The 13,977-nt window shown below is 49.2% G+C and carries 11 protein-coding genes; 1 reads left to right on the forward strand and 10 read right to left on the reverse strand.

Annotation, left to right across the window (positions count from 1 at the left end; all coding sequences use genetic code 11):
• Positions 1 to 30: 30 nt before the first annotated feature.
• From OGV89_RS07030 to flhD, 7 genes are all read right to left on the reverse strand, one after another.
• A complete protein-coding gene (locus OGV89_RS07030; protein WP_286558442.1) occupies positions 31 to 3,591 on the reverse strand; it encodes an autotransporter outer membrane beta-barrel domain-containing protein in 3,561 nt (1,186 codons plus the stop codon).
• 352 nt (positions 3,592 to 3,943) lie between these two features.
• Positions 3,944 to 4,447: a chemotaxis protein CheW gene (gene cheW / locus OGV89_RS07035; RefSeq protein ID WP_003839146.1), complete on the reverse strand. Its 504-nt coding sequence runs from the start codon at positions 4,445 to 4,447 to the stop codon at positions 3,944 to 3,946.
• Between the two features lie 20 nt (positions 4,448 to 4,467).
• Entirely contained in the window at positions 4,468 to 6,504 is a 2,037-nt protein-coding gene (gene cheA, locus OGV89_RS07040) for a chemotaxis protein CheA (protein ID WP_003034635.1), read from the reverse strand.
• A 4-nt stretch (positions 6,505 to 6,508) separates the two neighbouring features.
• Positions 6,509 to 7,438 carry a flagellar motor protein MotB gene (gene motB / locus OGV89_RS07045; protein ID WP_003034631.1) on the reverse strand — a complete coding sequence of 310 codons (930 nt, stop codon included), beginning with the start codon at positions 7,436 to 7,438 and terminating at the stop codon, positions 6,509 to 6,511.
• Positions 7,435 to 8,322: a flagellar motor stator protein MotA gene (motA, locus tag OGV89_RS07050; RefSeq protein WP_003034628.1), complete on the reverse strand. Its 888-nt coding sequence runs from the start codon at positions 8,320 to 8,322 to the stop codon at positions 7,435 to 7,437. The genes motB and motA overlap by 4 nt, the downstream gene beginning before the upstream one ends.
• Before the next feature lie 124 nt (positions 8,323 to 8,446).
• Positions 8,447 to 9,031 (reverse strand): flagellar transcriptional regulator FlhC, encoded by a 585-nt coding sequence (gene flhC, locus OGV89_RS07055; RefSeq protein WP_008785071.1) that lies wholly within the window; start codon positions 9,029 to 9,031, stop codon positions 8,447 to 8,449.
• The gene (gene flhD / locus OGV89_RS07060; RefSeq protein ID WP_003034622.1) at positions 9,028 to 9,369 is read right to left on the reverse strand and encodes a flagellar transcriptional regulator FlhD; all 342 of its coding nucleotides are present in this window, start codon (positions 9,367 to 9,369) and stop codon (positions 9,028 to 9,030) included. Before flhD ends, flhC begins: the two co-directional genes overlap by 4 nt.
• Positions 9,370 to 10,162: 793 nt before the next feature.
• On the opposite strand from flhD, the gene uspC reads away from it, so the two are divergent.
• A complete protein-coding gene (gene uspC, locus OGV89_RS07065; RefSeq protein WP_003034619.1) occupies positions 10,163 to 10,591 on the forward strand; it encodes a universal stress protein UspC in 429 nt (142 codons plus the stop codon).
• A 17-nt stretch (positions 10,592 to 10,608) separates the two neighbouring features.
• Here the strand turns inward: uspC and otsA are convergent, their stop codons facing one another.
• From otsA to araH, 3 genes are all read right to left on the reverse strand, one after another.
• Complete coding sequence (gene otsA / locus OGV89_RS07070; RefSeq protein ID WP_115454691.1) at positions 10,609 to 12,030, reverse strand: alpha,alpha-trehalose-phosphate synthase; 1,422 nt, start codon at positions 12,028 to 12,030, stop codon at positions 10,609 to 10,611.
• Positions 12,005 to 12,808 (reverse strand): trehalose-phosphatase, encoded by an 804-nt coding sequence (gene otsB, locus OGV89_RS07075; protein ID WP_016150535.1) that lies wholly within the window; start codon positions 12,806 to 12,808, stop codon positions 12,005 to 12,007. The genes otsA and otsB overlap by 26 nt, the downstream gene beginning before the upstream one ends.
• A 175-nt stretch (positions 12,809 to 12,983) precedes the next feature.
• Positions 12,984 to 13,970, reverse strand: coding sequence for an L-arabinose ABC transporter permease AraH (gene araH / locus OGV89_RS07080; protein ID WP_003034609.1), 987 nt, complete (start codon positions 13,968 to 13,970; stop codon positions 12,984 to 12,986).
• Positions 13,971 to 13,977: the final 7 nt, after the last annotated feature.

Here is a 13,977-nt window from a genome sequence, read left to right on the forward strand (position 1 = left end):
CAACAACACCTGGATGATAATTTACATCAATTACCAGCTGTAACGTACGAGCAAACTACCGTTGAGATCGCCATAGTCATTACGTCCTTTTTGACCCGCCACTTGTCCAGTGATACTCCACTGGCTATTCAAATTCGCCTGGATACCCACTTTCACCTCGGCGCGATCTGCCGGAAGATCCTGCTTCACCTCAGCACCATCAAATGCTACGCCAACATCATCACTGGTGTGTAACCAGTTCACCTCTGCAAACGGCTGGATCACCGACGTCGTATTCTTGTGCAGCTTGCCATCTACCCGCAGTCCGAGGCGCGTGGTCCAGCTGTCCCCGTTTTGTCCATCAATACGCGTTCCATTCTGTGCGACAGCGTCCGCTTTAAATTGCTGCCATGTCGCCTGAGCCTGCGGCGTCAGGCTGACGACATTATAGTTGGCAAGTATGATGTCGTACCGATAGCCCGTTTCCAGAGAGACCGCGCTCGCCGCCGAATCATAATCTGCTGACCCGACATCGCCGTTTTCGACGCTGTTATCGTAGAGCCCGTACTGGTACCAACTGTCCACGTACAGGCCGCTGTGATTTTTCGCATCCGCAAACCAGGTGGCATAAGCGCCAAGATTATAACCGGCTACGTTACCACTGGCAGAGAACCGGCTCCCATCTGCACCACGGTTACCCGTACTGTCCGTGTCGGCGTGAATATAACTCACCATCAGCCCCGCCTTCAGGCTCTGCTCGCCATTATCCCAGCTAAGCACATCACCACCGATTTGCAGTTGCGAATAAGTGTTGTCAATATCCACATGACCGTCTGCAGCTGTTGACGACGCTTCACCCGCTTTAAAGCGCAGCCACATACCGCCGTCACCGGTACGTAATTGACTCCCTTCGCGATCATAAAGGGTCTGCATTTGCAGATTACGCGCCATCCACTGGTTGCCCAGATAAGCGCCAATATCAGCCCGATATTGCGGTTCTACCGGTTTAATATCACCACCATCGTCCGGGTATACCGGCGTGACATCACCGCCATCGTCCGGGTATACCGGCGTAACATCATCGCCATCATCCGGGTCTACCGGCGTAACATCATCGCCATCATCCGGGTCTACCGGCGTAACATCATCGCCATCATCCGGGTCTACCGGTGTAACATCGTCGCCATCATCCGGGTCTATCGGCGGGACAGCCTGCGAACGCAAATACCAGTCACCGCCATCTTCATACAATCGGTATTCATACAAACCTGTCTGCACCTGATTACCCTGAGTAAAAACGCCATCAGACTGACCGCCGACATCAATCACTTCAATACCTTTCGTTGTTAACGCCCCTTCTCCCCCGATATTATTGACATAGAGCGTCGTGCTACCGGAAGTATCACCTGTGATAATCACTTTATCCGTCGGTGAATTGTCATCCCCTAACTGCGTGTTCAGATAAAGATTACTGTTATCACCATGATAATTTCCATTAATCGTCAGCGTCTTGAACTGTCCGTTATGTGAAGGAGTATCAAATACAATATCTCCGGCATTATTTAATTGAGTTAAAGAAGAATCACCGGTAATTGTCCATTGCGTCTTTTCAGCCAGTGAGAGATTCAGCGAAGAGTCTACCGTTGGCTCGGTGTTAACAAACGTCTCCCCCACAAACCGCGAACCAGACGCCATATCCAGTGAAATGCTGCCTTCACCCGCGCTAATGATATTGCCCGTAATATCCATTACACCTGAACCAGTCACGGTCCCGCCGGGTAAGAGATTTCCCGCACTGTCGGTAACAACCGGAACAAAAATAGCGACACCATCCTGGGTTTTAATGGTGGTGTTACCGATCAGCGATATTGCCCCGCCCTGCTGAACCACCGCGCCATAACCATTTTCCCCACTCGCTGTCACATCAATGGTCAGGTTTTCACCATTAATTATTCCCGGACGGTTTAAATTATTACTTCCTATCGCCCAAAGCCCGTAAGGGTTATTTTGCCCACTCATGATAATATCGGTATTCGCGATATTAACCGTTGCGCCGTAGAACTGGGATGACACGCCGTAACCATCGATCGCGTAAATAACATTTCGATTGTCGGCATCCCCTTTAAAATCAAGAGTACTCCCGGAGGCCGCAGCGATACCGCTGGTCGCAGAGCCCGACCTGGCTGAACTTCTGCCGTCAACAACGCTGCCTGCACCAATCATCACATCGCCCCCCTGCGCAATGATGCCCACAGACTGGGCGGTATTGACGATAAGTGCATCCGCGTGGAATTCGCCCCCCGTCACCCAGAGAGTCGTCGCCTCTCCGGCTGCGCTTATGATGCTGTTTTGGCCTAAATCCATAAAACCTGTGTTCATTGATATTGCATTTACCTGAGACCCTGTTACATCAATCGTTAGATTATCAGCAATAAATTCAGAACCTTTTGCCGCGGGGTTTATCATTACTCCAGCCCCATCATAGAACCCGGTGATTGAGATGGTCGATCCGCTGCCCAAATCAATGCGTGATCCGGCCTCATTAATAGCGATACCACGCGTGGTACACCCTCCTGTGCGGCAGTCCAGAGTCGTACTGATATTAATATCCATATTATTGGCGATTAACGTAGCATCAGGACCCATAACCGAGATACCTTCAGCAAGATCGGAGGTGCCATTGATAGTTACTCTGCTGTTATTTCCCAAATCAACATGATTATTTTTACCCAACTTTAAACCTGTCACAGAACCATAATCTGTTGCCAGTCCTGTTGCAGTGATAGTGAGTTGATCGGCATCTAATACACCATCAGTACCTATCTCAATACCGGTTACAATATTATTGCCCTCTACAACCACCTGGCTATTTTTACCTAAATCAATTTTAGCATTACCCGTGCTTTGAATCCCCCACGCGGTGTTGTCTTTACTCGTAGCATGGATAAAACCATTATCCATGGTGAAAGTACCACTCCCGCCTAATAAATAAACACCGCGGGCATCACCTATCCCACCAATACTATAATCAGTTTCGGTTATGGCTGTAATAGAACTTCCACTACCAAGATCGACGTTACTGTCTTTTCCTATATTTTTAAATCCATAAACATTATTTTTACCCGAAACGTCGATATTAATACCAGATGCTGTTACCTCTGTACCCGGGTTATTAGCTGAAATCAAAATTCCGGTAGTATTTTTACTTGAATTTTGTGTGCCATCCGTATCGGCGACATGAACTTCGGTATTCGTGCCTAAATCATTTTTGGTGCCATTATCCAGTGAAACCCCGGTAGACAGAGTTTCACCAGATACGTTGATAGTTGCTTTTCCTTCAATCTGTAAGCCATCACCGCCGGTCGTGATGCTCTCAACACCCGTGGTATTTGTTTGTCCACTAGCCGTAACGACTTCATTATCACTCAAAATAATTGATGCACCGTTTTGTGGGCCTAACTCTGCAGCATTAACAGCAGCAGTACTTATTAATGTTGCCAGGCCTGTTATTTTGATGCTATTACGCAGTCCATTATTACCGCGGGAAAACTCACCAGCAACCACAAACATATTACGCGCCGTACTCCAGACTACATTATATATAGCATTCATATTTAGTTCCCTCTACGCCAATAGAAAAATCAGGAGGCACAAATTCATTATATATTCATGAACAATATAAATTATTTCAACCAATTAATAATTTATATATTGCACTTGTAGATTATATTATATGCGCCAGCAAACAATAGATACTATAAGGACTTGCCAGTTTTAATTAAAGAAAAAAATACAAATAAACCAAGCAAATGAAATAACAATAAACATTCAAAACTAAAATAAAACAACCATTATTACTTGGCTTCCCTACACACAAAATTAAAAGCAAAACGCCCTCCATATTGTGGAGGGCGTTTAATAACTGCCAGCTAAATATTACAGAGAATGATAATATTGACTACCTTTATGCCATATGCGATGCGGCAATATCCAGCAGCGCCATTTCTTCGCTGTTCAGCAGCTTCTCAATGTTGACCAGGATCAGCATCCGGTCACCCAGCGCACCCAATCCCGTCAAATATTCCGTCGACAGCGTGACCGCAAACTCCGGTGCCGGACGGATTTGATCCGTTGTCAGCGACAGCACATCCGAAACGCCATCCACCACAATCCCAACCACCCGCTGACCCAGGTTCAGCACAATCACCACGGTGTTTTCGTTGTAATCCACATCACTCTGGCTAAATTTCACGCGCAGGTCGACGATAGGCACAATCACACCACGCAGGTTCGTGACGCCTTTGATAAATGCAGGCGTGTTAGCGATGCGCGTCACCTGATCATAACCACGGATTTCCTGCACTTTCAGGATATCGATACCGTACTCTTCATCCCCCAGCGTAAACACGAGGAATTCCTGACCTGACGGTTCGCCGGCCAGTTTAGTTACATTACTCATACCGGTCATATTCTTCCCTTCTCACTCAATCAGGCGGCTGTGATCGCCACACGTTGTTCGCGGTTTAATCCCTGCAATGCAGAGACATCGACAATCAGCGCGACGCTTCCGTCGCCGAGGATCGTTGCTGCAGAAATACCTGGCACTTTGCGGTAGTTGCTTTCCAGGTTTTTGACCACTACCTGGTGTTGGCCAATTAACTGATCGACCAGCAGCGCATAGCGACGCCCTGCACTTTGTAAAATAACCACAATGCCCTGAGTCGCTTCAGTTTTAGCGCCTTCAACCTCAAAGACCTTCCACAACTCAACCAGCGGTAAATATTCGCCACGCACTTCCAGAACGCGTTCGCCTCCGGCCAACGGATGGAGATCTTCTTCGCGCGGTTGAAGCGATTCCATAACGGCATTTAGTGGCAGAATGAAGACCTCATCCGCCACACGCACGGACATCCCGTCGAGGATCGCCAGCGTCAGCGGCAGCAGAATGCGAATAGTGGTCCCCTGTCCCTGTTTGGACTGGATCTCAACATGGCCGCCCATCTCCTGGATATTTCGCTTCACCACATCCATACCCACGCCGCGTCCAGAGACATCCGTCACCTGTTCGGCGGTCGAAAAGCCTGGAGCGAAGATCAACATACCCACTTCGTCATCGCTCATGTTTTCGTGGATCGGCATGCCCTGGGAGATAGCTTTGGCCAGAATACGTTCGCGGTTCAGGCCAGCGCCATCATCGGTCACTTCAATACAAATATTCCCACCCTGGTGCTCCGCGGAAAGCGTCAGATTGCCGATTGGGCTTTTGCCGGATTCAAGGCGTTTTTCCGGCAGTTCGATACCATGGTCGAGGCTGTTACGCACCAGGTGCGTCAACGGATCGATGATGCGTTCAATCAGGCTCTTATCGAGTTCGGTTGAGCTACCTACCTGCGTCAGCTCGACCTGTTTACCCAGCTTACCGGCCAGATCGCGCACCAAACGAGGGAAACGACTGAACACATACTCCATTGGCATCATACGAATCGACATCACCGACTCTTGCAAATCGCGGGCGTTACGTTGTAACTGACCCATGCTGGTGATGAGATCGCCATGATTGACGGGATCCAGTTCGTTAGATCGCTGGGCCAGCATCGACTGGGTGATCACCAACTCACCGACCAGGTTAATGAGCTGATCGACCTTCTCAACCGCTACGCGGATGCTGGTCGACTCGCTGGCGCGGGCTGGTTTTTCACGCTCCGCGCGCCCATGTGGCGCTTCACTGGCGGCGGCTTTCACCGCTGGCGCAACGGCAACCGGCTGCGGCTTCGCGACAACGGCTACCTCTTCAGTTTCAACAGTCGCGGGCGCTGCGCTGACGGTTTCGAATTCAATTTGGTCAGCTTCAATGACAAAGCAGAGTACTGCAATGATGTCATCTTCTGCGAGGTTGCCATCAAGCGTAGCTGACAGCGTGTCGCTTCCTTTTACCACATCGGTTAAGGTCGCCAGATTCCCCAGTTCCTCTTCCAGCAAATCCACTTCGCTGGCTTTCAGACGCGAGAGAGTAATGCGTTTTTTGCTCTCTTCACTGGCGAGTTCAGGCTTTGCAACCGCCTCTTCCTGCATCGCGGTGCTATCAACAACGCTCAGTTTTGCTGAGTTGACAACTGACGGTGCAGTTTCACCTTTCGCTTCGAGCGCTAACTGCCGTAACGCCTGGCAAATGTACTCAAAACTGTCGGCATCAGGCTCCACTGAGCTTTTATAGGCGTCGAGCTGTTCCTGCATAATATCTTTCGTTTCCAAAAACAGGTTGATAATGTCGGCATTGAGCTGCATCTCGCCACGCCGCGCTTCATCCAGCAGGTTTTCCATCAGATGGGTCGTTTCCTGCAAAATGGTAAAGCCGAAGGTGCCCGCCCCGCCTTTAATCGAGTGCGCTGCACGAAAAATGGCATTCAGCTGTTCGGAGTCCGGGGCTTCAGGAACCAAATCAAGAAGGTGTTGCTCCATATCAGCCAACAGTTCGTCAGCTTCATCAAAAAATGTCTGATAAAAATCGCTAATATCCATGCTCACGCTATCACCTCGGATTGGCTGGTGGCGATGTGGGAACGCTTACCGGCGGGAGTTCCGCTGGCCGTTGTAAGACACTTACCGGCTCATTCTGGCTTTCAGCGTTTTCATGCAAAATGGCCTCTTCTGCCTGCTTATTGAGAACCAGCAGGCTAATACGGCGGTTGATAGCGTCTTCAGGACCGCGATCGCTCAGACGCATCGTGGCGGCCATACCTACCACACGTAATACTTTTCCATCATCCAGACCGCCGCTAACCAGCTCGCGACGCGATGCATTTGCGCGATCGGCAGACAATTCCCAGTTGCTGTACCCTTTCTCACCATTCGCGTAAGGGTAATCATCCGTGTGACCGGAAAGGCTGATCCGGTTAGGGATCCCGTTGAGCACTGGTGCAATCGCGCGCAGGATATCGCGCATGTACGGCTCAACTTCAGCACTACCGGTCTTAAACATTGGGCGATTCTGACTGTCGATAATCTGTATCCGCAGCCCTTCCTGAACTAAATCAATCTTTAAATGCGGACGCAGCGCTCGCAGTTTGGGATCGGATTCAATCAGTTGATCGAGATCGCCACGAAGTTTGCTCAAGCGGCTCTGTTCCATACGTTTTCTCAGGTCATCGATATTCGGCTGCTTGTTCACCTCACCCTGCTGCTGGGTGTAATCATCCCCGCCGCCTGGAATCGGGCTTTGGCTATTCGAAATACGATTTCCCCCGGTCACCGCGGTGGCCAGCGGTGTACGGAAATATTCGGCAATCTGGATCAATTCTTTAGGGCTGGAAATAGAAATGAGCCACATCACCAGAAAGAAAGCCATCATCGCGGTCATAAAATCGGCGTAGGCGATTTTCCACGAGCCATGCGCCCCACCACCGTGATTCTTATGTTTGCGTCGCTTTACAACGATAATGGGATGGGCCTGATTTTTCATGCGTCCTCGGTCGTCTGTTGCGCAGTTGGATTTCTCACCGCACGAACATGTTCTTCCAGTTCGATAAACGAAGGACGTTCGCTGGAGTACAGAGTCTTACGACCAAATTCAACGGCAATCGGCGGCGCGTAGCCATTCAGATTGGAGAGCAGCGTTATCTTCACGCACTGCATCATTTTGGTTGTTTCAGCGCTTTTCTGGCGCAGAACGCTGGCAAGCGGAGAAATAAATCCATAGGCCAGCAAAATACCGAGGAATGTTCCCACCATCGCATGCGCAATCAACGCCCCCAGCTCTGCTGCCGGGCGATCGGCAGAAGCCAGTGCATGCACAACCCCCATAACGGCCGCGACGATCCCGAATGCCGGCAGTGAGTCGCCGACCATCGCCAGACTATTCGCCGGAACTTCGGCCTCACTCTCATGAGTCTCAATTTCTTCGTCCATCAGCGCTTCAATTTCGAACGTATTCATATTGCCGCTGATAATCAGGCGCAGATAATCGACAATAAAATCAAGCATTACGGCATCGGCAAGAATGCGCGGATAGCTGGCGAAGATTTCACTTTCTTTGGGGTTTTCGATGTCGCGCTCAAGCGAGAACATGCCCTGTTGACGTGACTTGGCCATCAGGCGATACAGGAGCGCCAGCAGATCCATATACATCGCTTTGGTGTATTTCGAACGACGGAAAAGCAGCGGGATCGCTTTCATCGTCCCTTTGATGGCTTTCCCATTATTGCCGACGATGAATGCCCCAATACCCGCGCCACCGATAATCACCAGCTCAGCCGGTTGATAGAGTGCCCCAAGGTGTCCGCCGGTCATCATGTAACCGCCGAAAACTGTACCAATAACAACCAGGTAACCTAATAAGATAAGCACGACATCATCCTTTCGCAATTGACTATGACAGGATGCGCAGTCGGGCAATTAACGTAAGGTCAGGACAAAAAAAAGCAGCGGTAATCGCTTACCGCTGCTGGAGTGTTCATCCACACCGTATCAGTTAAACAGCCTGTTCGATCTGTTCATCCAGCAGTTGTGGAATAATATCGGCAGCATTCTGGGAAAGTTTACGTCTTTTTACGGCCCTTGATGGCGGCTGGCATAAACTACAGGCAAAGCTGCCTGCGGGTTGGTGTGCATGGGTGATAAAATTCCCACCGCAACAATTGCATTGGGACAACTCCAGCAATCCGCTGTCGACAAATCGCACCAGCGTCCACGCGCGAGTTAACGCCAGCAATGGCCCTTCTTCAGGCTGCGGACACTGCTCAAGATATAACCGATACGCCTTAATTACGGCATCCACGCCGCTACAGAGACCCGTTTTGAGCAGGAATTGCCATGCATTGCAAAACATCGACGCATGAATATTTTGTTCCCACGTCATAAACCAGTCGGTGGAAAACGGGAGCATCCCTTTTGGCGGAGGACTACCGCGTAATTCTTTGTACAGCTTGATTAATCGACCACGGCTTAATTGCGTTTCGCTTTCCAGCATTTGCAAACGGGCGCCCAATGTGATTAATTCCATTGCCAACTGGATATCACGCGCTTCCTGAACAATGCTTTTTTCGCTCATCATCAAGCCCTTTTCTTACGTGCTGCATCATCGATGTCGCTTAACAGGCGTGTGGAAAGCATAATACCAGTATGGATTTGCTGAAGATCGTCAACGCGGGAGTCTTGCGTCAGGCGAGTAACAGTCTGGTGATCGTCGAAACGGAAATGACATACCAGTTGGTTTGTTTCGGCCAGTTTGACCATTTGAGGAAGTGTTAATGTTGCCAACGTGTCCGCCATTTCCTCGCTGATACCAAGGCGAAACATCGCAGATGCTTTGTCCTGAACGATCAAACGCTGTGCAAGCAATAAATATGACAAATTGATGTCATAAATGTGTTTCAGCAACTCGGATGTATGCATTATTTGCATCCATAATAACCAACATTGTTTTCATGCGGTAAAACCGCACCCCGTGATGTCGCCGGGAAGGCCCGGTAAAAAAAAGCAAAAGGTCAAATACATAGCAACGTAACGACACTTACGCGTCGTCTAAACATTCCCTTTTAAGAAGGCAGCGTCCCTTACAAGCTCACATCAATTCTTACAAATGTCTAAGATTTTTCCTAATTCGACGCAACTCTACCCGCCGTCAGTTACACATACAACGGAGCTATGCTGCGAATTTAAAGAATATGTGATCAAGATCACATAAACCAGCCAAACACTTAACATAAATCCATCAGCGTGGCTTTTACTTTGTTTATTTCTTAACCTCCCATTATCCATTTCGATTCCTGATGTACGAATATTCTTGCAATAAAAGCGAATAGTATTATGTTCACGACCGTTAATATCACGCCATGAAATAGCGAGCTGGATCACATATTTAACTCAAATAACTTTTTTAATTAAATACTTTATAAACAATGACTTAAATATTTAGAGCGATTAATTAATACCGCGATGTGACGACCTTGCAAATGTTAATGTATGTTTATTTTTTATTAACACATTGTTTTCATTAGCCGTGGGTTTTACTTAAGTTACCTGAACATATCTGCAACCAATATGAATCGATTATTCTATTTATAAGAATAATTAATGAATAATCATGATGACATTCACACTATGAAGGAAGGAAACGTTGCAGTATGGAGTAAGCTGAGTAAAGCTGAAAAGCCCTCTCATAATTCTTGAAAAAAAGGAGCGAGTTATGAGCTATTCGCACATTCTTGTTGCTGTTGCCGCCACCCCTGAAAGTCAGCAGTTGTTAGACAAGGCGGTTTCTATCGCTCGCCCTGTCAACGCCCGAATTAGCCTGATTACACTGGTCTCAGACCCCGAACTTTATAACCAGTTTGCTGCCCCCATGCTGGAAGACCTGCGTGAAGTCATGCAGGAAGAAACTCAGGATTTTATCGACAAACTTAGCAAAGAAGCAGAATACCCCATTGAGCATACCTTTATTACCTATGGGGCTCTGAATGAACATATCCTGGATGTATGCCGCAAATACGCCATTGATCTGGTCATTTACGGCAACCATAACCACAGTTTTTTTTCACGCGCTTCCTGTTCCGCGAAAAGCGTGATTCATACCAGCCAGGTGGACGTTCTTCTGGTTCCGCTAGCCGGAGATTAATACACAGCGCCAGGACTTCATGCGAGTTTAGAACAGGATGAAATATTGTCTGGCAGTTGGCATTGACTCCGACGCGGCGTGACTGCTTTAAGATCACTAATGAACGTCGCCTGCCAGTTGTCGATATCGTTTTTAACGATAGTCTCAAGCATTTCAGCGTGGCGCGAGATGCGTTCAGTAAGTGGCATCGTCAGCGCCTGGTTTAATGCGCTTGCCACTTCATCCCGGTCATAAGGATTAACAATAAGCGCAGAGGTTAGCTCATTCGCCGCCCCGGCAAATTGCGATAAAACCAGCACGCCAGGGTTAGCAGGATCCTGTGCGGCCACAAACTCTTTCGCCACCAGGTTCATACCATCGCGCAACGGGGTCACCAATCCTACGTCAGAGTAGCGGAAGATCTTCATCAGCAATTTACGATCAAAATACTGGTTCAGATAGTAAAGCGGCGTCCAGCCCAGTTGCCCATATTTGCCGTTGATTCGCCCTGCTTCTGTTTCCAGTTGGTGGCGAATATCCTGATAGGCCTGCACCTCTTCACGCGAGGTCGGCGCTATCTGCGTATAGCGAATTTTACCGTGGTGCTGCGGATAATGTTCCAGTAAGGCCTCGTAGGCCTGAAAGCGCTCCGGCAAGCCTTTGGAGTAATCCAGACGCTCCACGGAGAAAATATTCTGCACATTTTTAAGCTCCGCTTTTAGCTGCGCCAGTTTTGGCGGCAGCGGTCCGGACGCCTGTCGTGCAATCTCATCAGGTTCGATACCGATGGGATAGACCTGAGTGCGAAACGCTTTTCCCCATGCCAGATGCTGCTTATCTTTATGCGTGGACACCCGAGTCTGGGCTGCGAGACAGTCCAGAAAAGCCTGGCGATCGTTTTCAGTCTGGAAACCAAGCAAATCAAAATCACACATTTGCTCAAGTAGCGCCAGATGTGGAGGGAGCGCATTAAAAATTTCCGGCGTCGGAAAAGGAATATGCAGGAAAAAACCGATGCGGTTATTCACACCGCGCTTACGTAACTCGCAGGCAAACGGCAATAGATGGTAATCATGAATCCAGATGATGTCGTCATCGCCAAGCAGCGGCAGAAGTTTATCTACCAGTAAGGCATTAACCCGTTGGTAGCCTTCCCAGGCAGAGCGCTGAAACTGAACTAAATCCAGTCGATAGTGAAATGCGGGCCATAAAACCGCATTTGAAAACTGGCAGTAATACTCTTCGTAATCTTGCTCACTCAAATTAAACGAGGCCCAGGTGATATTGCCACGCGTGACTTTTTTTAACGGTTTATCCTCATTATCTGTATCACCACTCCAGCCAAACCACAGACCACCAGCAGCTTTTAACGCGCCCAGTACACCGACCGCGAGCCCACCCGCGCTCCCTTTGTCATCTGGTGAGGCGATACGATTAGATACTACGACTAAACGACTCATAGCCACCTCTTCTGTTATTCGTTGCTTTCGATTCTTGCTGCGAAGAGTTAATTTGCTCCAACCAGCGCCAGACATCCCTGACGCCATCCAGACGCCATGTCGCCTGCGTCGGCCCGATCCCCACCTTCACGGAAATACCGCCAGCGCGGTTAACCACAGCAAATCCTGTTTCATCTGTCAGATCATCACCGAAAAACACAGGGATCCGGCCAGCAAAAGGCGCTTCCTGCATAAATGCAGCTATCGCGTCGCCTTTATTGCTGCCCTTAGGCTTTATTTCCACGACACATTTTCCGTGCTGCAGAGCAAGCTGCGGCCATCTGCGCGTGATGCGTTCAGCCAGGGTAATCAGCGCAGCTTCGTGTTCGGGTGCCTGGCGATAGTGCAACGCGAAAGCCATGCCTTTGGTTTCCAGCGTTGTCCCCGGTAACGTCACTAACGCTGCGTGTAATAAAGCCCCAGCTTCACGCTCGATACCTTCAGGCAGGTGTACTATGTGCGTTTGACCATTGATGTCACGGCGTTCTGCCCCATGCACTCCGGCAAGCGGAAAACGAAACGGAGTAGTGAGTGCGTCAAGCTCAACCATTGAGCGCCCTGAAATCAATGCCAGCGCATCCGCATTATGCGTCGCTAACTGTTGTAAACATTGCAGGATTGCCTTAGGGACAACGACCTGGTCGGGAAAGGGTTTAATCTCAGCAAGTGTCCCATCGAGATCAAAAAAGTAAGCACAGTTTACAGATTGTTCAGGGGGTAAGATCAGTGATGCTGTCACCCGGTTATCCTCCTCATCATGGTCAGAACGCCACGCGGATCGCGGCGTATAGATGATGTATGACGGATATAAGTATAGACAGTGTGACCATGCTCGCCATTTGGAAAAACAATCGCCAGCCGGGTAGCGGCTGGCGACGGGCAGAAGCTAGACTAAAAAGTTAAGGTTTAAATCATCAAACGGTACGCTTCGCTTTTTGCTTGTAACGGTCGAAGATCACCGCCGCCAGCAGGATGAGGCCACGTACCACATACTGCGCGAACGGAGAGATATTCAGCAGGTTCATCGCATTCTCAACCGTACCCAGGATCAACACCCCGGCCACCACATATGAGATTTTTCCGATGCCACCTTTAAGCGAAACGCCCCCTAACACGCAGGCTGAAATCACGATCAACTCATAACCGATTGAGGTCATTGGCTGGCCGCTGGTCATACGCGATGCGAGGATAATCCCGGCGATGGCGGATACCAGACCGGAAAGAATAAAGATAATAATCTTGGTACGAACAACCGGAACCCCTGCCAGGCGCGCCGCCTCTTCATTGCCCCCAATGGCCAGCGTATTACGACCAAACGTGGTTTTGTTCAGCAGTAAACCAAAGACAATGAAACAAACGACAGTGATCCAGATAGGCGCAGGCAGACCAAACCAGTTAGCATAACCGAGTGTAAAGAAACGCTCGTCTTCAATTCCGACAGCCTTACCGTCGGAGATAATATAAGCCAGACCACGTACAATCTGCATTGTCGCAAGAGTAGTGATCAGGGCGTTAATTTTTAACCGCGCAATCACGAACCCATTCACCAGGCCACACAGAATACCGAGCAGCAGTCCGGCAGCCACGCCAATCCACAAACTTTCAGTCATGTTAATGACTACGGCAGTGGTAACACCAGCACAAGCAATCACAGATGCGACAGACAGGTCGAAATCACCGGATGCCAGACAAAACAGCATCCCACACGCGACCATGCCCGACATCGATACTGCCAGTCCCAGTCCCTTCATATTGATGAAGGTGGCAAAGTTTGGCACAAACAGGGAACAAACGAGGAACAGCACGGCGAACACCACCAGCATACCGTATTGATCCCAAATGCGGCCCAGATTTAGCGCCGACTTCGCTGCGCCAGAACCCGATGTAGAAACGGAAGACATCATACTC

This window comes from Citrobacter sp. Cf125 (assembly GCF_030333935.1).
Lineage (GTDB): Bacteria > Pseudomonadota > Gammaproteobacteria > Enterobacterales > Enterobacteriaceae > Citrobacter > Citrobacter freundii.

Bases quoted from the DNA above. Each gene is read 5' to 3' on its own strand.
- OGV89_RS07030 (WP_286558442.1), bottom strand. From the start codon at position 3,591: ATGAATGCTATATATAATGTAGTCTGGAGTACGGCGCGTAATATGTTT.
- cheW (WP_003839146.1), bottom strand. From the start codon at position 4,447: ATGACCGGTATGAGTAATGTAACTAAACTGGCCGGCGAACCGTCAGGT.
- motB (WP_003034631.1), bottom strand. From the start codon at position 7,438: ATGAAAAATCAGGCCCATCCCATTATCGTTGTAAAGCGACGCAAACAT.
- flhD (WP_003034622.1), bottom strand. From the start codon at position 9,369: ATGCATACATCCGAGTTGCTGAAACACATTTATGACATCAATTTGTCA.
- uspC (WP_003034619.1), top strand. From the start codon at position 10,163: ATGAGCTATTCGCACATTCTTGTTGCTGTTGCCGCCACCCCTGAAAGT.
- otsA (WP_115454691.1), bottom strand. From the start codon at position 12,030: ATGAGTCGTTTAGTCGTAGTATCTAATCGTATCGCCTCACCAGATGAC.
- araH (WP_003034609.1), bottom strand. From the start codon at position 13,970: ATGTCTTCCGTTTCTACATCGGGTTCTGGCGCAGCGAAGTCGGCGCTA.